We start from the raw sequence: 18,058 nt of genomic DNA on the forward strand, positions 1-18,058 counted from the left end.
GGCTTGGTCAGGTCGCCAAGTTAGCCGTCAGCAGGCGGCGGGTGTTCGCCGGGGCGTTCGTCGCGAGGTAGCGGACCCCCAGGTCACGGCACAGCGCGATGTCCTCGGCGCTGTCCACCGTCCACACGTACGTCTCGTGGCCCGCCTTGCGCGCGCGGTCGACATATCCGGGGTCGTTGCGCAGCAGGTGCACCCCCGGCCCGGTGTAGTCGGCGAACGACGGCAACGCGCCGCCGCGGTACCGGCCGAGGCGGTCGAGCAACAGCACCGTGCGGACGTCCGGAGCCAGGTCGCGGAACGCTTTCACGGCCGTCGGGGAGAACGACATCATGACGATCTGCGCGTCGAGCCGGTGCCTCCGCAACGCCTCGGCGAGCTTGCGTTCGACGTCGTTGCGGTACCGGACCGGGTGCTTGGTCTCGACGAAGAGCTGCACGTTCGTGCCCTTGACCAGCTCCAGCAGCTCGTCGAGCACGAGCAGCCCGGCGGGTTGCCCGTGGCGGTGCCAGCTGCCGTAGTCGTACGCCTTCAGCTGTTCGAGTGATAGCGCGCTGACCGTGCCACGGCCGTTGGACGTGCGGGAGAGCGTGCGGTCGTGCACACACACGATCTCGCCGTCCCGTGACAACCGGATGTCGCATTCAAGGCCGTCCGCGCCCTCTTCGAGCGCGAGTTCGTAGGCGCCGATGGTGTGCTCGGGACGGTCGGTGGACGCGCCACGGTGCGCGACGAGCGAAGGCAGCTGCACAAGCGGAACGATAGTTGCTTCGCAACAATTTGAGTCATCAATCAAATCTGCGTGGACGAATCGCGAATCGCGACTTACCGTCCCGCCTTGTGACGTTCGACCAGCGCGATCCCGCCTTCATCGCCGACCCGTACCCGGCCTTCGCCGCCCTGCGCGAAGCCGGTGAGGTGCATCACCACGAGCAGCTGGGTGTCGCCGTCGCCGTCTCGCACGCGGCCTGTTCGGCCGTGCTGCGGCACCGGTCGCTCGGCCGGATCTGGTCGGACGTCAAGCCGGTCGAGCAGTTCCTGGCGTTCAACCTCCTGCACCGCAACTCGCTGCTGGAGAACGAGCCGCCGACGCACACCCGCCTGCGCCGCCTGGTCGCCGCCGCGTTCGGCCGCGGCCACGTCGAGCGCCTGCGCCCGTGGGTCGCCGAACTGGCCGACCGCCTCGTCGACGAGCTCGTCGCCAAGATCTCCGACCAGGGCCAGGCGGACCTGCTCGCGCACGTGGCCGCGCCGTTGCCGGTCGAGGTGATTGCCGAGCTGCTCGGCGTGCCCGGCCAGGACCGCTACCTGCTGCAGCCGTGGTCGAACGCCATCGTGAAGATGTACGAGTACGGCCTCCCCGCCGACCAGCAGGCCGCCGCCGAACGCGCCGCCGCCGAGTTCGTCGCCTACCTGCGCGAGCTGGTCGCGCTGCGCCGCGTCTCCCCCGGCTCCGACCTGGTGTCCGACCTCGTGGCCGTCACCGACACCGACGGCGCCAGGCTCACCGAGGACGAACTGGTCGCCACGGCCGTCCTTCTGCTGATGGCAGGCCACGAAGCCACGGTCAACGTCATCGGCAACGGCGTCAACGCGCTGATGCAGCACCGTTCGCAGTGGGAGCGCCTCTCGCCGGAGCTGATGCCCACGGCCGTCGAGGAGCTCATCCGTTTCGACTCACCGTTGCAGCTCTTCGAACGCACGGCCACCGAACGCGTGGAGATCGCCGGTCACGTCGTCGAACCGGGCGAGAAGATCGCCGCCCTGCTCGGTGCCGCCGCCCGCGACCCGCTGGTGTTCGAGAACCCCGACGTGCTGGACATCGGCCGCGAGAAGAACCAGCACCTCGGGTTCGGCATGGGCATCCACTACTGCCTCGGCGCGCCTCTGGCCCGCATCGAGGTCGAGGCCGCGCTGTCGGCGTTGCACCGCAAGCTGCCCGGCGCCGTCCTGGCCGAGGAACCGGGCCGCCGCGCGGAGTTCGTCATCCGCGGCCTGCACTCCCTGTCCCTCGGCAACGGCGGGTGACCGGGCGGCCGGCCCGATCTCGATGGGCTAGTACCGCCTGGGGAGCTTGAAGCCGCGCTCCTTCATCACGACGCGCAGCCGGTCCGGGTAGTCGGTGATGATGCCGTCCACCCCGTCGTCGATCAGCTTGTGCATCGTCGCCGGGTCGTTCACCGTCCACGGGACCACTTCGAGCCCGTGGCGGTGGGCGTCCCGGACCAACTCCTTCGTCGTGAACGGGACGTAGCCGGGGTCGCCGACCTTGCCGTTCTGCGGGTTGCCGTGCACCGGGGACAGGGCGTGGGCGCCGAAGCTGCGCACGGCGCGGGCCACGCTGCCGCCGAAGTTCGCCAGTTCCAGGCCTCCCGTCCACGGTGAGCCGGGGCGGAGCATCTCGGGCTGGGTCAGCGCCACCAGCGGGATGCGGGGTTCGACCTGGCGCAGGCGCATCAGGGTGCCCCAGTCGAACGACTGGACGGTCACGTTCCGCAGGAAGCCGGAGCGGCGGATCTCGTGGACGGCGCGGTGCACGAACTGTTCGCGCGGGGCCGTTTCGTGGGGTGCGGCGGCTTCGACCTTGGTCTCGATGTTGAAGCGGACGCCCCACGCCCGGTGGCGGCGGGCCAGGTCGAAGAGCTCCTGCAGGGTGGGCATGCGGGCGCCGGGCGAGAGTTCCTGGCCGGGGTACTGCGACCACCTCGTGCTGCCGCAGTCGAGGGTGCGCACCTGCGCGAACGTCAGGTCCTTCACGTACTTGCCCGCGTAGGGGAACGCCGGGTCATCCGGGAAGGCGGGCGCGGTGTCCTGGCACTTCGCCGGGTTGGTCTTGCGGTCGTGGGTGATGACCTCGCGGCCGTCCCTGGTGATCTGGATGTCCAGCTCCAGGGTGGTGACGCCCAGTTCGAGCGCTTTGCCGAACGCCTTGAGCGTGCTCTCGACGGTCAGGCCGATGCCGCCGCGGTGCGCCTGGAGGTCGAAGTCCCGGTGGTGCGCCTGGGCCACGCCTGGTGCGACGAGCGCGATCACCAGGGCCCCGATGAGTGTCCGCATCCACCCAACCTGGCACTGGCGGCACGGCGCCGGCAGGTCCGGCAGGGCGAACGCCGGCTGAACGATCAGCGGGGCGAGCCGGAGGCGCGGACGGACCGCAGCGGGGGTTCGGGGGCGTCCTTGACCTCCACCACCCGCAACAGCCGGACGGACGCCGAGTCCACCGGCAGCAGCAGCGTGGTGGTGCGGCGGACGACCAACGCCGTCGTCACCGCGACGCCGACGAGCACCAGGTCGGCGAACGCGTGCAGCAGCACGCCGTCCGCGAGCGCCTGGGTGCTGTCGCGGAACGACCACAGGACGGTGATCGCGAACAGCAGACCGGAGCCCACCCAGAAGCCCCACCACCAGCGCAGGAGCTTCGACGGGCGGGGGCGTTCGTCAGCGGGCCTGCGGGTCACGGCGTGTTCGAGCTCGGCCAGCACCGAGCCGGGGACGACGAGGTTGACGCCGGGCACGACCAGGCCGAGCAGAGCTTCGCCGTCCGAGCGGGACGGGCCGTAGCCCACCAGCGTCGCCGCGACGTTCCGCGTGCGCCGCACCCACAGCAGCGTGAGGACCAGCGAGAGCACGCAGCCGCAGATCACGATGGCCGAGGAGGACACCACCATCGCGTCCGACGCGCTGACGACGCCGGGCGACAGCGCGCCGAAGCGGCTCATGGCGACCAGCACGTACCGCCAGACCTCGGAGAACGCGGCCCAGACGGCGACGGCGGCGAGCAGCCAGAGCGAGTTCTGCGCGGTCCTGCCGAGGCGGCGCACGCCGTCGACCGAGTCGGCCCGCTCGACCCTGCCGGGCACGGCCGTGGGCCAGCGCCACGCGAGCAGCGGGAAGCCCCAGCGCGGCGGCACCGGGTAGGCCGGCGGTCCGCCGTAGGACAGCCGCTGCGACCTCGACTGCGGCTGTGGGTAGGCACCGGGTGGCGGGGTCGCCACCCAGTCCACGCGCATCGGCTGCAACGGCTGCACGATCAGATGACCTCGGGTTCCATGCCGTCGACGCCACCCTCGAGCGGACGGCCGGCGGCCTCCCAGTGCTGCATGCCGCCCTCGACGTTGACGGCCTCCCAGCCGTTCTGGTTGAGGTACTGGGTCACGCGGGCGGAGCGGCCACCGGCGCGGCACACGACGTAGAGCTGCACGTCGTTCGGCACGTCCTCGAGACGGCCGGCGATCTCGCTCATGGGGATGTGCAGCGCGCCGGGTGCGTGGCCGGCGTCCCACTCGTCCTGCTCGCGCACGTCCAGCAGGACGGCGCCCTCGGGCAGCTGCGCCGGAACGTCGGCGATCTCCACGCTTGGAACAGTCACGCCGTAGATGTTCCCATGCCGGAGGTTGCACGGACGTGAACCTCCGGCACGGGTCCACCTCCTAGGCCACCCCCGCGATGGCGGGCCCAAGCCTCGCGAACTGCTCCTCGGTCAGTGGCAGGTCGGGCCTCCCGGCGCCGATCCGCTCCCAGGAGCTCTGGCTCACCGGGTCGGGACGCTTGTCCTTGCTGCCGAAGTTCATCAGGTCGAGCTGGATCACCAGGCCGTCCGGCCGGTACACGAACATGGTCTGCACGAGCGTCTGGAAGGGCTCGAACGGGTGCACGGAGTGGAGCTGGATGAGCGTGCCGTCGGCCAGCACCGTGCGGTAGGGCGGTTCACAGTCGCCGCTGCCCCACACGTTGTCGTCGGCGTACTGCAGAGCGGGGCCGGTGAACCTGCCCGCGGTGATCCGGATGCTGCCGGTGCCACCGCTGTCGGTCACGTCGAAGTCGTACTCCTCCCGGCCGACACCCGGTGTCAGCTCGGCGACCTGCTTCTCCGGCAACTGCTGCCGCACCGCCGCGATCCACGAGGAGACGACGTTGTCCGACACCTTCAGGAGACCGGTCGGCACCGAGAACTTCAGGTTCCGGGACCGCGGGTTGCACTGCGGCAACCGCAGGACCGGACGACCGGCCGGTGGAGGAGCGGTGGACGCCGGCGTCCACGTGCCGTACGGCTGCTGGGCCGGTGTGTTGACCCGCGGCCACGTCAGCGGGTGCTCCACGGTGGCAGGCCCGTAGTCCGGCTGATCGGCCGGTGCGGGGTCCGGTGCGGCCTGGTTCAGCGTCGTGGCACCGATGCCGATGCCGGCGACCACCGCGACCACGCCGAGCAGCGCGCCGGCCCGCTGGGCGAACACGCGGCGCCGGCCGCGCTTCAGGACGACGTCCAGCGTCGTCGTGGGAGGGGGTGCGGAGACGTTGAGAGCTCCGCGCAGCTCGTCTTCGACGTTCATCGATCACGCTCCGAGTTCACGGGCTCGCCGTACGCCTCGCGGAGCGTCGCCAAGCCCCTGGCCGTCTGACTTTTGACGTTGCCCACCGAGCAGCCGAGCTCGGCCGCCGTCTGCTCGATGGAGAGGTCGTGCACGAAACGCAGCACGAGAGCGGCCCGCTGTTTCGGCGCCACCTGTCGCAGCGCCGCGTGCAGCCGGGCGTCGGGGTCGGAGAAACCGCCTCCGACGCCGTGTTCCGGCAGGTCGGCGACCGGGCGTTCGCGCTCGCGGCCGCGACGCCTGCTGTCGAGGAACAGGCGCGTCACGATGGTGCGGACGTAGCCCTCCGCCGTTTCGCGCCTGATGCTCGGCCATTTCGCGTACGCCTTCACAAATGCGTTCTGCGCGAGCTCCTCCGCCTCCGACCAGTCGCCGCACAACGCGTACGCCGTGCGACGTGCCCAGTCGAACCTGCTCGTGAAGAACTCCGAGAACTCCTCGTCTCGCCGCACTCCGGTGTCCCCCATGCTCCCGCCGCGTTCACAATCAATACGCGGCCGGCACCGGCCGGGTTGCACGCACGAAAAACGGGCCGCCCCGCTGAGGACGGCCCGTTTCCGGAGACGACGAACTAGTGCGCGATCGCCTTCTCGGCGCCCGCGCCGGTGAGGGAGCGGACCTCCATCTCGGCCTGCTTGGCGGGGTCGGCCTTGTCCTTCGAGAGGATCGTGCCGATGTAGCCCAGCAGGAACGCGACGGGGATCGAGACGATGCCGGGGTTCGACAGCGGGAAGAGGTCGAAGTCGGCGTTCTTGAACATCGAGGTCGGCGTGCCGGAGACGGCGGGCGACAGGATGATCAGGGTGATCGTCACGAACAGACCGCCGTAGATGCTCCACAGCGCGCCCGAGGTGTTGAACCTCTTCCAGAACAGCGAGTAGAGGATCGTCGGCAGGTTCGCCGAGGCGGCGACCGCGAAGGCCAGCGCCACGAGGAACGCGATGTTCTGGCCGTTGGCGATGATGCCGCCACCGATGGACACGAGGCCGATGACGATCGCGGTGATGCGGGCGACCTTGACCTCGGAGTCCTTGTCCTCCGCCTGGCCCTTCTTGATGATGTTGGCGTAGATGTCGTGCGCGAACGACGCCGACGCCGTGATCGTCAGGCCCGCCACGACCGCGAGGATCGTCGCGAACGCGACCGCCGCGATCAGGCCGAGCAGGATCGGGCCACCCAGTTCCAGCGCGAGCAGCGGGGCGGCCGAGTTGGCCTTGCCGGGCGCCGCGTTGATCTTGTCCGGACCGACGAGCGCACCGGCGCCGTAGCCCAGGACCAGCGTGAACAGGTAGAAGATGCCGATCAGCCAGATCGCCCAGACGACCGAGCGACGGGCTTCCTTCGCCGTCGGCACGGTGTAGAAGCGCATCAGGATGTGCGGCAGACCCGCGGTGCCGAGCACCAGGGCGAGCGCCAGCGAGAGGAAGTCGAGCTTGCTGGTGCCGGTCTTGCCGTACTGCAGGCCGGGGCCGAGCAGCTTCTCGCCCGCCTTCGGGGCGGCGTCGACCGCGGCACCGAGCAGGGACGAGAGGTTGAAGCCGTACTTGCCGAGCACCCAGACGGTCATGATGCCGGCACCGGCGATCAGCAGGACCGCCTTGATGATCTGCACCCAGGTGGTGCCCTTCATGCCGCCGATGAGGACGTAGGCGATCATCAGGGCGCCGACCACGGCGATGACGAGGGCCTGGCCGCCGGTGCCCGTGATGCCGAGCAGCAGGGCGACGAGACCACCGGCACCGGCCATCTGGGCCAGCAGGTAGAAGAACGAGACCGCCATCGTCGACGTGGCCGCCGCCGCGCGGACCGGACGCTGGCGCATCCGGAAGCTCAGCACGTCGCCCATGGTGTACTTGCCGGTGTTGCGCAGCAGCTCGGCGACCAGCAGCAGCGCGATGAGCCACGCCACCAGGAAGCCGATCGAGTACAGGAAGCCGTCGTAGCCGTTGAGGGCGATGGCGCCCGCGATGCCGAGGAACGACGCGGCCGACAGGTAGTCACCGGCGATCGCGATGCCGTTCTGCGGACCGGTGAACGCGCGGCCGGCGGCCAGGTAGTCCGCGGCGGTCTTCGTGTTGCGGCTCGCCCGGATCACCACGATGAGCGTGGCGATGACGAAGACGCCGAAGATGCTGATGTTGAGGATCGGGCTGGACTCGTTCACTTGCCGTCTCCCTCGATCTCGTTGCGGAGCTTCTCCGCCAGCGGGTCGAGGTTCTTGTTCGCGTGCCGCACGTAGAGCGTCGTGATGACGAACGTCGACACGAACTGCAGCAGGCCGAAGATGAGCCCGACGTTGATGTTGCCCAGCACCTTGGTGGACATGAAGCCGTGCGCGTAGTCCGCGAGCAGCACGTACAGCAGGTACCACGCGAGGAACAGTCCGGAGACGGGGAAGACGAACTTGAGGAGCCGGCGCTTCAGTTCGACGAAGTCATCGCTTGCTTGGACGTCGGCCCACTTCTGCGCGTCCGGGGCCGACTCGGACGGGGTGTGATCGACGGTGCTCACAGGCCCCTCCTCGCGGTACTCGTCGTAGGTGTCCGCAACGTGACGTGCACGTAATGCCTCCAGGTGCGGTCCGTTCTTGGTCGAGAACGGTATGGAGACTTGAGTCACTCAGGTAAGACTCCGTTCGTGCCGTTGCGCCCAGCAGTCGGGTGATGCGGCGAACGGTCAGTATCCGTAGACGAACAGCACTGAGCGTGACCTAGTTCACCGTTCACCGATTCGAGTGATTAATTTTCACCCGTTCGAGTCGGCTACTTACCGTGCGCGTCCAGCTCCCCTGCGCTTGCCCTCGGCCATCCGGGCCTTCTCCTCGGCGGTCCCGAAGCGGGCGACGTCGCGGTCCCGGATGAAGCCCAGCGGGTCCGGCGCGTGCAGCCGGAGCAGGATCTGGCTGACGTCCGCCGGCACCCGCCTGCGGGTCCCCTTGCTGACCACGATCATGATCGCGAACGCCACCGGCACCGTGATCAGCGCAGGCTGGGTGATGAACGCGGGCGCCCAGCGCCCGGTGTAGGAGCTCACGACGCTCACGACCTGAGCGCTGATCACGAGGCCGCCGCCGACCACGAGCCCGCAGACCGCGCCCACCCACGTGAGCCCGCGCCACCAGATGCCGAGGACCAGGAGCGGGCAGAACGTGGACGCCGCGAGCGCGAAGGACATGGCCACCGTCAGTGACGCGTCGGAGCGCGGCAGCGCCACCGCGAGCGCGATCGCGACGGCTCCGGTGAACACCGTTGCCCACCGGAAGTCACGGACCTTGCCCGGCAGGATGTCCGTGGAGACCACACCGGCGACGGACACGACGAGTCCCGACGAGGTCGACAGGAAGGCCGCGAACGCACCCGCGGCGACGATCGCGCCGAGGATCTGCCCGCCCAGGTTCGGCAGCATCGTCTCCGGCAGCATCAGCACCGCCGCGTCGGTCTTGCCGTTCACCAGCAGCTGCGGCAGGTAGAGCTTCGACAGCACGCCGAGCACCGTCGGGAAGAGGTAGAACAGGCCCAGCAGGTAGAGCACGTGCAGCGCCGTGCGGCGGGCCGCCTTGCCGTCGGGGTTGGTGTAGAAGCGGACCAGCACGTGCGGCAGGCCCATGGTGCCGAGGAACGTCGCGAAGATCAGCGAGTACGTCCTGACCAGCTCGGAGATGCCGCCGGTCTGCGGCCGCGACCAGGCCTCGTTCGTCGTCGGCGAGCCCTCGACCACCGGCACCGGGCTGCCCGCGGTGAACTCCATCGTCGTGCCGGGGCTGAGCTCGTAGACCCCGCGGCCCCAGAACACCGGCCCGTCCGCGTCCCTGCCGTTGATCTGGCCGCTCACCCGCAGCCTCAGCGGCTCGTCGACGCGGACCTTCACGACCTGCTCGGCCACGGTGATCGTCTCGGCCTGCGGGAACCGGACGACACCCTCGTCGGACAGCGGCTGCGTGGCCCGGTTCGGCGAGGCCAGGAACACCACGAACAGCACGAACGTCGGCGCGGCGATCGCGAACAGCTTGCCCCAGTACTGGAACGCCTGCACCAGCGTGATCGCGCGCATGCCGCCGCCGAGCACGTTGACCACCACGATCGCCGTGACGACCAGGCCGCCGAGCCACGCGGGCAGGCGGGTGATCGTCGTCAGCGTCAGGCCCGCGGACTGCAGCTGCGGCACCAGGTACAGCACACCGATGCAGACCACGAAGAACGTGCTGAAGTGCCGCACGTTCACCGACCCCAGCCGGGCCTCGGCGAAGTCCGGCAACGTGTACGCGCCGGATCGCCGCAGCGGCGCCGCCACGAACAGCAGCAGCGCGAGGTAGCCCGCGGTGAAGCCGACCGGGTACCAGAGCGCGTCGACGCCGTCCTTGAGCACGAGCCCGGCCACGCCGAGGAACGACGCCGCGGACAGGTACTCGCCGGAGATCGCGGCGGCGTTGCGGCTGGCCGGGATCGCGCGGCGCGCCACCAGGAAGTCCGGGGTGGTGTTCGCCTTGCGCGACCCGACGTAGCCGAGCAGGAACGTCACCATCGCCATGAAGACGATGGCGGTGAGGCTGTAGACGGTGGCGGTCACGTCAGCGGTCGACCATGTTCACGAAGTCCCGCTCGTGCCGTTCGGCCTGTCTGCGGAACACCCACCCGACGCCGTAGAGGATCGGGAAGGGCGCGACACCGAGCACGAGCCACGGGACGGGGATGCCGAGGAACTCCAGGTCCCCGATCTGCGGGACCAGGTAGAAGGTGATCGGCAGCAGGCACATGCCGAACAGGACCGCGAACGCGAGCCCGAACGCCGACTTGAGCTGCTGGCGGATGAGGTCGCGGACCAGCTTCTCACCGACGCTGGTCTGCTCCTCCAGCTCGATGATCGTGCGCAGGGCCTTGCCGCTCTTCTTCGTGGAGTCCGCGAGCACGACCCTGCGCCGGCGCGGCTTGCGGCCCTGCTCGCCGAGCCAGGCGTCGCGGGCGGGCTGCTCGGGCTTCCCCGCGTCGTGCCTGCTCACCAGCCGCTCTTCGGCGGTCGCACGATCCGTTCCTTGAGCTCCTTGGTGTGCCGGCGGCTGACCGGCAGCTCCTTGGCACCCTCACCGGTGCCGATGACGACCGCGTAGCCGTTCGCCGTCATCCGCAGCTCGCTCACCAGCGGCAACGCCACCAGGTACGAGCGGTGGATGCGCACGAACCCCGCGTTGGCCCACCGCTCCTCGAGCTGGGCGAGCGGGATGCGCACCAGGTGGCTGCCGTCCTGGGTGTGCAGGCGGGCGTAGTCGCCCTGCGCCTCGACGTACCGCACGGACGCGCGCGGCACGAGCTTGATGGTGCCGCCGAGCTCGACGGGGATGACCTCGTCATCGGTCGGTTCGGCGGCGTTCTGCGCCGCCTGGCTCGCCTGTGCCGCCGGGGCCGACGTGCGGCCCACCCGGTCGGCGACCCGCGAGATCGCCTTGAGGACGCGCTCCTCGTTGATCGGCTTGTTGATGAAGTCGAGCGCACCGACGTCGAACGCCGTCACGAGGGCGTCGCGCTCCTCGACCCCCGTCACGAAGACGAGCGCGGGCGGGTGGCGGAACGCGCTGAGCACCCGTGCGAGATCCATGCCGGAGAGCCCGGGCATGTTGATGTCGGCGAACACCGCGTCGACCGGCGGCAGCCCGGCCTTGGTCCTCGCCATGACCTCCTGCTCGTAGTCACCCCTCAGGATGCGCAGGGCCTCCGCGGCGTCGAACGCCGTGAGGACCCGCCGGATGTGAGGAGAGCTCTCGAGCAGGAACTTGATCTCGCTCAGGCCGGGAGCCTCGTCATCGACTGCGAGGACGAGGAGACCGGCGTTGTCGGACGGCATTCTTTCTGGGGTACTCACTGTGTCGGGCATCTTGCCCACCAATGTGCGGTCGTGTCTACGCCGGGGCAGGTGTCGACACGCCCTGCGAAACCGAACTGATGCTCAGAGCCCGAATCGGGACCAGCGAGCACGTTCCTCGACACTGGCCAGCACCTGCGCCACGAGATCGCCCGATCGGGTGGACGCACCGGCGAGCCCCAGTTTGGCCAGCAACGGCTTGCGCGGTTCGACGATCGTCAGCTCGGCGTCCGGGAAGCGCTTCGCGACGACGCTGCGGATGGTGCCGATGCCGTCGACCAGCCCGAGCTGCTGGGCCCTGCTGCCGGTCCACACCTCGCCGCTGAAGAGGTCCTCCCCGGTCTGGAGCTTGGCGCCCCGCCGTTCGGTGACCCACGCCTTGAACTGCTCGTGCAGGTCGGCGTGCAGCCCCTTGAGCCACTCGACGTCCTCGGGCTTCTCCCTCTGGAACGGGTCGAGCCGCACCTTGTTCTCGCCCGCGGTGTAGACGCGGCGCTCGACGCCCGCCTTGTCCAGCAGGCCGTTGAGCCCGAAACCCGCGCTCACGACGCCGATCGAACCGACCAGGCTCGTGCCGTGCGCGTAGATCTCGTCGCCCGCGCACGCCAGCCAGTAGCCGCCGGACGCCGCCACGTCCTCGCAGAACGCGAGCACCGGCACGTGCTTCTTGGTGGCGAGCTCGCGGATGCGCTCGGCGATGAGCGCGGACTGCGTCGGCGCGCCGCCGGGCGAGTTGATGAGCAGCGCCACGGCGATCAGCCGCTCGTTGTCGAACGCGCGGTTGATCGCCGACTCGACGTTCTGGAGGCTGATCGTGTTGCGCGCGACGGGCGAGGACTGCGGGGTGATGACCCCGTGCAACCGCACCGCCGCGACGACGGGAGGCCGTTCGCCGCGGTCCATGACCCTCGGGAGACGGGCAGCGATCTTGTCCGTGACGCTCATGTACTCGACAGTACGTGCGTTTCGAGGACACGCGGGACCCTCGACGGCGGCCGGTCGCTCCCGCGTGACCTGGAACACAGGAAGTGGCTGTTCTGGTGCTAGGTTCGGGCTGTGACGTTCAACCCGATCCGCTGGCTCGAACGCTATGTCGAGTGGTGGGACGACCGGGGCAGGCAGAACGCCGCCGGGCCGACACCCATGCACATCTACTGGATGTGGGTGAGCTGGAGCGTGTGCGCCGTCGTGCTGATCACGACCCTGGCGGTCGCGGCGCGCTGAGCCCCGTCAGCACTTGCAGCTGTTGATCCCCTTCGCGGTGCACTTGATGCAGACGCGGACGCGTTCGGGTGCTTGTTGTTCCTGCACTGGATGAATGGCCTTTGCTCGCGGCCGGCCCTGGTTGCTCGTGGACCGGCTGTTCATTGGTCACCACCACAATCGGCAGGGCGAACGTCCGGGTTGAGCATGTTTGACCCTGCAACTTTCTGAGGGCGCGAACGCGCTGGATCGGCTGTCAGGCGCGGATCGCCGGCTGCTCGCTCGTCATCGGCTCGTCCGTCAGCTGGTTGCCCAGGTTCAGGTTCGGCAGCACGTTGCGGGCGAACTTCGGCACCTTGAGGATCACCTTCGTGCCCGCGTTCGGCGCGGTCTCGACGACCAGGGCGTACTCGACGCCGAACACCGTGCGCATGCGGTCGTTGATGTTGCCGATGCCGACGTGCGCGCCGGTCTGGTGGGCGTCCTTGATGTCGTCGAGGCGATCGGGGTCCATGCCGACGCCGTCGTCCTCGACGCTGATCAGGGCCTCGCTGCCGTTGTCCTCGGCGGTGATGGTGAGCATGCCGCCGCCGGGCTTCTTGGCGAGGCCGTGGCGGACCGCGTTCTCGACCAGCGGCTGGAGCACGAGGAACGGCAGGACGACCTGCAGGACCTCGGGGGCGATGCGCAGGCGCACGGTCAGCCGCGAGCCGTACCTGGCCTGCTCGATGGTGAGGTAGCGGTCGATGTTGGTCAGCTCGTCCGACAGCGTCGTGAACAGGCCGTCGGTGCGGAACGAGTAGCGCGTGAACTCCGCGAACTCCTGCAGCAGCTCACGGGCGTGCGCCGGGTCGGTGCGGATCAGCGAGGAGATCGTGTTCAGGGCGTTGTAGACGAAGTGCGGCGAGATCTGCGCCCGCAGCGCCTTCACCTCGGCCTGGGCGAGGGCCTGCCGCTGCTTCTGCACGACCTCCAGCTCCAGCTGGGTCGAGACGAAGCGGGCGGTCTCCTCGGCCATGCGGATCTGGCGCTTCGAGGCCACGCCGGACACCACGATCAGCGTGCCGGCCACGTCGCCCTCGACGACGAGCGGCACGACGACAACGCTGTGCAGGGAGCACGGGCCCTGCAGCTCGCAGCCGAGCTTGCGGTGGTCGACGTGTTCCTTGTGGCAGTTGTTGATGGCTCGCGCCACCGTGTCGCGGAGGTACTCGTAGTGGTCGTTCGCGCCGCCGTCCCACGACAGGACGGTGCCTTCTTCGTCGGTGATGGCAACCGCGACGCACCGCAGCATCTCGCGCAGGTGGGGCGTGGCCTTGTCGGCGGCCTCCTGGGTCAGGCCCGCGCGGAGGTCGCTCGACGCCTTGGACATGCGGTCGAGCATGTCCATCACGGCGTCCTCGACGGAGGTGCTGACGCGTCGAGCGCGGCACAGCATCACGAAGAGGCCCAAAACAGCCAGAGTCGCGATGACACCGAGCACCGCACGCTCGGTCAACAGGTCGCCCACGGTGCACATGCTGTGCTGTGGGGCGCCCCTATAGCAAGAGGCGCGCCCACCGTACGCCCGTACGGTCCACCGCTCCGGGTAGACATCCGATGAATTTGGGGGGAGGGTGTGCGGGTGAGAGTGGCTCTGTTCGCGACCTGCCTGACGGACACGTTCTTCCCCGAGACGGCACGTGCCGTGGTGCGTCTGCTGGAACGACTCGGCTGTTCGGTCGAGTTCCCGCTCGACCAGACGTGCTGCGGCCAGATGCACTTCAACACCGGCTACCGGGAGCACGCGAGGCCGTTGGCCCGCAAGTACACCGACGTCTTCGCCGGCTACGACCACGTCGTTGCGCCATCCGGGTCATGTGCCGGAATGGTCAGGGAGATCCACCCCACTCTGGGTGAGTCCCCGCCGAGGACGTTCGAACTCGCCGAGTTCCTCGTGGACGTGCTGGGCGTGACGGACGTCGGCGCGTGGTTCCCCCACCGCGTCACCTACCACCCCACGTGCCACTCGTTGCGCATGCTGGGCGTCGGGGACAAGCCGCTGGCGCTGCTCAGGGCCGTGAAGGCACTCGATCTGGTGGAGCTGCCGGACTCGACGCACTGCTGCGGCTTCGGCGGCACGTTCGCGGTGAAGAACGCCGAGACGTCCACGGCGATGCTCGCGGACAAGATGACGTGCGTGCTCTCGACCGGGGCCGAGGTGGTGAGCGCGGGCGACAACTCCTGCCTCATGCACATCGGCGGCGGGCTCTCGCGGCTGCGCACGGGTGTGCGGCCGGTGCACCTGGCGGAGATCCTGGCTTCGACGGAGGAGGACCCGTGGCTCGCAACCCGGTGACGTGGCTCGGCAGCCCGACGTTCCCGAAGGCCGCGCACAAGGCGCTGGCCGACACGCAGCTGCGGCAGAACCTGCGCAAGGCCACCGGGACCATCCGCGGTCGCCGGGCCGCCGCGGTCGCCGAGATGACCGACTGGGAACAGCTCAGGGTCGCCGGCGAGCAGATCAAGAACGACGTCCTGGCGCGCCTCGACACCCTCCTCGTGCAGCTCGAGGAGTCGGTCACGGCCCGCGGCGGCGTCGTCCACTGGGCACGGGACGCCGAGGAGGCGAACCGGATCGTCCTCGACCTGTGCCGGGAGGAACAGGCGACCGAGGTCGTCAAGGTCAAGTCGATGGCCACGGCCGAGATCGGGCTCAACGAGGCCCTCGAAGCGGGCGGCGTGCACGCCGTCGAGACCGACCTCGCCGAGTTGATCGTGCAGCTCGGCGACGACCGCCCGTCGCACATCCTGGTGCCCGCGATCCACCGCAACCGCTCGGAGATCCGCGAGATCTTCCAGCGCCGCATGGGCGTCGAGGTGTCCGACGAACCGGCCGACCTCGCCGAGGCGGCACGGGTCCACCTGCGCGAGAAGTTCCTCACCACCAAGGTCGCCATCTCGGGCGCGAACTTCGCCGTCGCCGACACCGGGTCGATCGTGGTGCTGGAGTCCGAGGGCAACGGCCGGATGTGCCTGACGCTGCCGGACACGCTGATCACGGTGATGGGCATCGAGAAGCTCGTGCCGTCGTGGCAGGACCTCGAGGTCTTCCTGCAGCTGCTGCCCCGCTCCTCGACCGCGGAGCGGATGAACCCGTACACGAGCGTCTGGACCGGCGTGACGCCCGGCGACGGCCCGCAGAGGTTCCACCTCGTGCTGATCGACAACGGGCGCACCGCGACGCTGCGGGACTCCGTCGGGCGTCAGGCACTCCGGTGCATCCGGTGCTCGGCGTGCCTCAACGTCTGCCCGGTCTACGAACGCACCGGCGGCCAGTCGTACGGTTCGGTCTACCCGGGACCGATCGGCGCGATCCTGACACCGCAGCTGGTTGGCGACATGCGCGACCCGCAGGCGGCCTCACTCCCCTACGCCTCTTCACTTTGCGGCGCGTGCTTCGAGGTCTGCCCGGTGCGCATCGACATCCCGTCCGTCCTCACGCACCTGCGCGCCGAGGCCGTGGAGGCCAAGGGGCGCACGGCGGAGTCCGTCGCGATGGCCGCCGCCGCGTGGATGTTCAAGGAGGCGTCGCGCTACGAGAAGGCGCAGAGAGCCGGTGCCCTGGCACGGTTCCTGGCGAGGGACGGGCGCATCACGTCGTTGCCGTGGCCCGGTTCGAGGTGGACGTCGTCCCGTGACGCGCCCGCGCCGCCGTCCGAGTCGTTCCGCGCCTGGTGGAGGAGGAACCGTGGCTAGTGCTCGGGAGGAGATCCTGCAGCGCATCCGAGACGCACGAGTGCCTGCGGCGGAACCGGTCGTCCGCGGGTACCGCGACACCGGACCGGGCGGCGTCGAGCTGTTCGCCGAACGGGTCGCCGACTACCGCGCGGTCGTGCACGTCGTCACGGACGTTCCCGAGGCGCTCGACCGCCTGCGCGGCAAGAGGATCGTCGTACCGCCGGACGTCCCGGCCGAGTGGCTGGTCGACGGCGTGGAGTGGCTGCACGAGCCGCTCACCATCGAGGAGCTCGACCGGTCGGACGGCGTGCTCACCGGGTGCGCGGTGGCGATAGCGGACACCGGCACGATCGTCCTCGACGGCGGTGTGGCGCAGGGACGGCGTGCGCTCACGCTGCTCCCCGACCACCACCTGTGCGTCGTGCGGGCGGACCAGATCGCCGCGTCGGTGCCGGAGGCGTTGCACCGGCTGGAGCCCACCCGGCCGCTGACGTTCATCAGCGGCCCGTCGGCGACGAGCGACATCGAGCTCAACCGGGTGGAGGGGGTCCACGGCCCCCGCACCCTGGAGGTCCTCGTCATCACTTGAGCAGCCGCGACAGTCGGCGGTCGGCCAGGGGCTTGCCGCCGGTCTGGCAGGTCGGGCAGTACTGGAACGCCTTGTCCGCGAACGACACCTCACGGACCGTGTCGCCGCAGATGGGGCACGGCAGGCCCGTGCGCGCGTGCACCCGCAGGCCCGACCGCTTCTCGCCCTTGAGCCGGGCCGCGTCCTGCCCCACGGACCGCGCGACCGCATCGGTCAGGGTGCTCAGCATCGCTTCGTGCAGGTGGTCGAGCTGCTCGTCGTTCAGCTTGCCCGCCGTCGCGTACGGCGACAGCCGCGCCATGTGCAGGATCTCGTCGGAGTAGGCGTTGCCGATGCCCGCGATCAGGCTCTGGTCCGTCAGCGCCGTCTTGAGCCGTTCGGTCCGCTTGGCGAACAGGTCTTCCAGCTGCGTGCGGGTGATCCCCAGTGCGTCGAGGCCCAGCCTCGCGACGCTCGCGATCGTCTTCGGGTCGCGCACGATCCACGCCGCGAGCCCCTTCTTGGTGCCCGCCTCCGTCAGGTCGAACCCGGGACCCTGACCGGGCGGGCCGAGGTGCACGCGCAGCGCCAGCGGCCCCCGGCCCTGCTTGGGCGGTGGCGCGGCCATGGTGTCCGCCCAGCGCAGCCAGCCGGCGCGCGCGAGGTGGACGACGAGGTGCAGGCCGTCCGCGACCTCCAGGTCGAGGTGCTTGCCGTGCCGGTGCGCGGCCACGACCTCCTGGCCGTGCAGCGCTGTCCACGGCGGGTCGAACGTCTTCAACACCTGCAGCGACGCCACGTCGACGCGGTGGACGGTGCGGCCGACAGCGTGTTCACGCAGGTGGTGAACCAGTGCTTCTACCTCGGGTAGCTCGGGCACCGGTCCAGTGTCGCATCAGTCGACCGGCTGCAACGGGCCTTCGACGTCCGGCAGCGAGTGCATCTCGATCGTGCGGGCGACGCGGGAGGCCTCCTGGCGCACCGCGAGCGGGCCCCTGACCTGCCCGATCCACCTCTCGGGCGGCAGCTCGTCGGCCGTGGCCTTGCTCTCCGCCACCAGGGTGTGCGGACGGCGCAGCGCCCAGCGGACGGGGAAGAAGGCGAAGAGGAAGATCAGCGCGAGGATCAGCCACGCCGGCACGACGACCTGCTCCGGCGTCCAGGCGATCAGCACGACCACCATCACGGCGAGCATGCCCGCCATCATGATGCCGGGCAGAGCACCACCGCTGACGTCGTGCTCGAAGTCGTCGGACTCCAGCGGGTTGCGCCACTCGATGCGGCTGTGGACCGTCCACATCCGCCCGTCCGCACCGCGCACCAGCCGCGTCATGTACCCGTCTCCCAC

The 18,058-nt window shown here is 69.7% G+C and carries 20 protein-coding genes; 5 read left to right on the forward strand and 15 right to left on the reverse strand.

Going from position 1 to position 18,058, the window contains the following annotated elements; genetic code table 11:
* Window positions 1-7 precede the first annotated feature (7 nt).
* Complete coding sequence (locus BLQ91_RS28715; protein WP_090101757.1) at window positions 8-748, reverse strand: glycerophosphodiester phosphodiesterase; 741 nt, start codon at window positions 746-748, stop codon at window positions 8-10.
* A gap of 89 nt (window positions 749-837) precedes the next feature.
* Between BLQ91_RS28715 and BLQ91_RS28720 the strand changes: the two genes are divergently transcribed.
* On the forward strand, window positions 838-2,025 hold the full coding sequence (locus BLQ91_RS28720) for a cytochrome P450 (protein ID WP_090101758.1): 1,188 nt from the start codon (window positions 838-840) through the stop codon (window positions 2,023-2,025).
* A 27-nt stretch (window positions 2,026-2,052) separates the two neighbouring features.
* On the opposite strand, the gene BLQ91_RS28725 is transcribed toward BLQ91_RS28720, so the two are convergent.
* From BLQ91_RS28725 to BLQ91_RS28775, 11 genes are all read right to left on the reverse strand, one after another.
* On the reverse strand, window positions 2,053-3,054 hold the full coding sequence (locus BLQ91_RS28725; RefSeq protein WP_090101759.1) for a glycerophosphodiester phosphodiesterase: 1,002 nt from the start codon (window positions 3,052-3,054) through the stop codon (window positions 2,053-2,055).
* Between the two features lie 65 nt (window positions 3,055-3,119).
* Window positions 3,120-4,025, reverse strand: coding sequence for a DUF4328 domain-containing protein (locus tag BLQ91_RS28730; RefSeq protein WP_245733871.1), 906 nt, complete (start codon window positions 4,023-4,025; stop codon window positions 3,120-3,122).
* A gap of 2 nt (window positions 4,026-4,027) precedes the next feature.
* Window positions 4,028-4,366, reverse strand: a complete 339-nt coding sequence (locus BLQ91_RS28735; RefSeq protein WP_090101760.1) for a rhodanese-like domain-containing protein — start codon at window positions 4,364-4,366, stop codon at window positions 4,028-4,030.
* Between the two features lie 61 nt (window positions 4,367-4,427).
* The gene (locus BLQ91_RS28740) at window positions 4,428-5,327 is read right to left on the reverse strand and encodes a hypothetical protein (protein ID WP_090101761.1); all 900 of its coding nucleotides are present in this window, start codon (window positions 5,325-5,327) and stop codon (window positions 4,428-4,430) included.
* Window positions 5,324-5,833 carry a SigE family RNA polymerase sigma factor gene (locus BLQ91_RS28745; RefSeq protein WP_090101762.1) on the reverse strand — a complete coding sequence of 170 codons (510 nt, stop codon included), beginning with the start codon at window positions 5,831-5,833 and terminating at the stop codon, window positions 5,324-5,326. The genes BLQ91_RS28740 and BLQ91_RS28745 overlap by 4 nt, the downstream gene beginning before the upstream one ends.
* Before the next feature lie 104 nt (window positions 5,834-5,937).
* Complete coding sequence (locus tag BLQ91_RS28750; protein WP_090101763.1) at window positions 5,938-7,530, reverse strand: solute symporter family protein; 1,593 nt, start codon at window positions 7,528-7,530, stop codon at window positions 5,938-5,940.
* A complete protein-coding gene (locus tag BLQ91_RS28755; protein WP_090101764.1) occupies window positions 7,527-7,877 on the reverse strand; it encodes a DUF485 domain-containing protein in 351 nt (116 codons plus the stop codon). Before BLQ91_RS28755 ends, BLQ91_RS28750 begins: the two co-directional genes overlap by 4 nt.
* A 255-nt stretch (window positions 7,878-8,132) precedes the next feature.
* A complete protein-coding gene (locus BLQ91_RS28760) occupies window positions 8,133-9,893 on the reverse strand; it encodes a sodium/solute symporter (protein WP_176960006.1) in 1,761 nt (586 codons plus the stop codon).
* Between the two features lie 40 nt (window positions 9,894-9,933).
* On the reverse strand, window positions 9,934-10,362 hold the full coding sequence (locus BLQ91_RS28765; protein WP_090101767.1) for a hypothetical protein: 429 nt from the start codon (window positions 10,360-10,362) through the stop codon (window positions 9,934-9,936).
* Complete coding sequence (locus tag BLQ91_RS28770) at window positions 10,359-11,201, reverse strand: LytR/AlgR family response regulator transcription factor (protein ID WP_090101768.1); 843 nt, start codon at window positions 11,199-11,201, stop codon at window positions 10,359-10,361. The genes BLQ91_RS28765 and BLQ91_RS28770 overlap by 4 nt, the downstream gene beginning before the upstream one ends.
* A 102-nt stretch (window positions 11,202-11,303) precedes the next feature.
* Window positions 11,304-12,164: a S49 family peptidase gene (locus BLQ91_RS28775; RefSeq protein ID WP_090101771.1), complete on the reverse strand. Its 861-nt coding sequence runs from the start codon at window positions 12,162-12,164 to the stop codon at window positions 11,304-11,306.
* A gap of 111 nt (window positions 12,165-12,275) precedes the next feature.
* Here BLQ91_RS28775 and BLQ91_RS41650 point away from each other — a divergent pair, with 111 nt between their 5' ends.
* Window positions 12,276-12,443 carry a hypothetical protein gene (locus BLQ91_RS41650; protein ID WP_166048541.1) on the forward strand — a complete coding sequence of 56 codons (168 nt, stop codon included), beginning with the start codon at window positions 12,276-12,278 and terminating at the stop codon, window positions 12,441-12,443.
* Window positions 12,444-12,678: 235 nt separating this feature from the next.
* Here BLQ91_RS41650 and BLQ91_RS28780 read toward each other — a convergent pair whose 3' ends face one another.
* Window positions 12,679-13,941 carry a sensor histidine kinase gene (locus tag BLQ91_RS28780; RefSeq protein ID WP_090101773.1) on the reverse strand — a complete coding sequence of 421 codons (1,263 nt, stop codon included), beginning with the start codon at window positions 13,939-13,941 and terminating at the stop codon, window positions 12,679-12,681.
* Between the two features lie 111 nt (window positions 13,942-14,052).
* Here BLQ91_RS28780 and BLQ91_RS28785 point away from each other — a divergent pair, with 111 nt between their 5' ends.
* From BLQ91_RS28785 to BLQ91_RS28795, 3 genes are read left to right on the forward strand one after another with little or no spacing between them, the layout of a single operon-like run.
* Complete coding sequence (locus tag BLQ91_RS28785; protein WP_090101776.1) at window positions 14,053-14,760, forward strand: (Fe-S)-binding protein; 708 nt, start codon at window positions 14,053-14,055, stop codon at window positions 14,758-14,760.
* Window positions 14,742-16,160, forward strand: coding sequence for a LutB/LldF family L-lactate oxidation iron-sulfur protein (locus BLQ91_RS28790; RefSeq protein ID WP_090101778.1), 1,419 nt, complete (start codon window positions 14,742-14,744; stop codon window positions 16,158-16,160). Before BLQ91_RS28785 ends, BLQ91_RS28790 begins: the two co-directional genes overlap by 19 nt.
* Window positions 16,153-16,731 (forward strand): LutC/YkgG family protein, encoded by a 579-nt coding sequence (locus tag BLQ91_RS28795; RefSeq protein ID WP_090101780.1) that lies wholly within the window; start codon window positions 16,153-16,155, stop codon window positions 16,729-16,731. The genes BLQ91_RS28790 and BLQ91_RS28795 overlap by 8 nt, the downstream gene beginning before the upstream one ends.
* Here the strand turns inward: BLQ91_RS28795 and BLQ91_RS28800 are convergent.
* Together BLQ91_RS28800 and BLQ91_RS28805 are read right to left on the reverse strand one after the other, a co-directional pair.
* The gene (locus BLQ91_RS28800; RefSeq protein ID WP_090101782.1) at window positions 16,724-17,590 is read right to left on the reverse strand and encodes an Fpg/Nei family DNA glycosylase; all 867 of its coding nucleotides are present in this window, start codon (window positions 17,588-17,590) and stop codon (window positions 16,724-16,726) included. The two genes, BLQ91_RS28795 and BLQ91_RS28800, sit on opposite strands and share 8 nt — an antisense overlap.
* A gap of 15 nt (window positions 17,591-17,605) precedes the next feature.
* Entirely contained in the window at window positions 17,606-18,043 is a 438-nt protein-coding gene (locus BLQ91_RS28805; RefSeq protein ID WP_090101785.1) for a DUF983 domain-containing protein, read from the reverse strand.
* Window positions 18,044-18,058: the final 15 nt, after the last annotated feature.

The sequence above is a fragment of the Lentzea jiangxiensis genome (genome assembly GCF_900104175.1).
GTDB lineage: Bacteria > Actinomycetota > Actinomycetes > Mycobacteriales > Pseudonocardiaceae > Lentzea > Lentzea jiangxiensis.

What these genes read in the sequence shown, in the direction of transcription:
- BLQ91_RS28725 (WP_090101759.1), bottom strand. Translation starts at nt 3,054, where the DNA reads ATGCGGACACTCATCGGGGCCCTGGTGATCGCGCTCGTCGCACCAGGC.
- BLQ91_RS28740 (WP_090101761.1), bottom strand. Translation starts at nt 5,327, where the DNA reads ATGAACGTCGAAGACGAGCTGCGCGGAGCTCTCAACGTCTCCGCACCC.
- BLQ91_RS28745 (WP_090101762.1), bottom strand. Translation starts at nt 5,833, where the DNA reads ATGGGGGACACCGGAGTGCGGCGAGACGAGGAGTTCTCGGAGTTCTTC.
- BLQ91_RS28760 (WP_176960006.1), bottom strand. Translation starts at nt 9,893, where the DNA reads ATGGCGATGGTGACGTTCCTGCTCGGCTACGTCGGGTCGCGCAAGGCG.
- BLQ91_RS28770 (WP_090101768.1), bottom strand. Translation starts at nt 11,201, where the DNA reads ATGCCGTCCGACAACGCCGGTCTCCTCGTCCTCGCAGTCGATGACGAG.
- BLQ91_RS28775 (WP_090101771.1), bottom strand. Translation starts at nt 12,164, where the DNA reads ATGAGCGTCACGGACAAGATCGCTGCCCGTCTCCCGAGGGTCATGGAC.
- BLQ91_RS28780 (WP_090101773.1), bottom strand. Translation starts at nt 13,941, where the DNA reads ATGTGCACCGTGGGCGACCTGTTGACCGAGCGTGCGGTGCTCGGTGTC.
- BLQ91_RS28805 (WP_090101785.1), bottom strand. Translation starts at nt 18,043, where the DNA reads ATGACGCGGCTGGTGCGCGGTGCGGACGGGCGGATGTGGACGGTCCAC.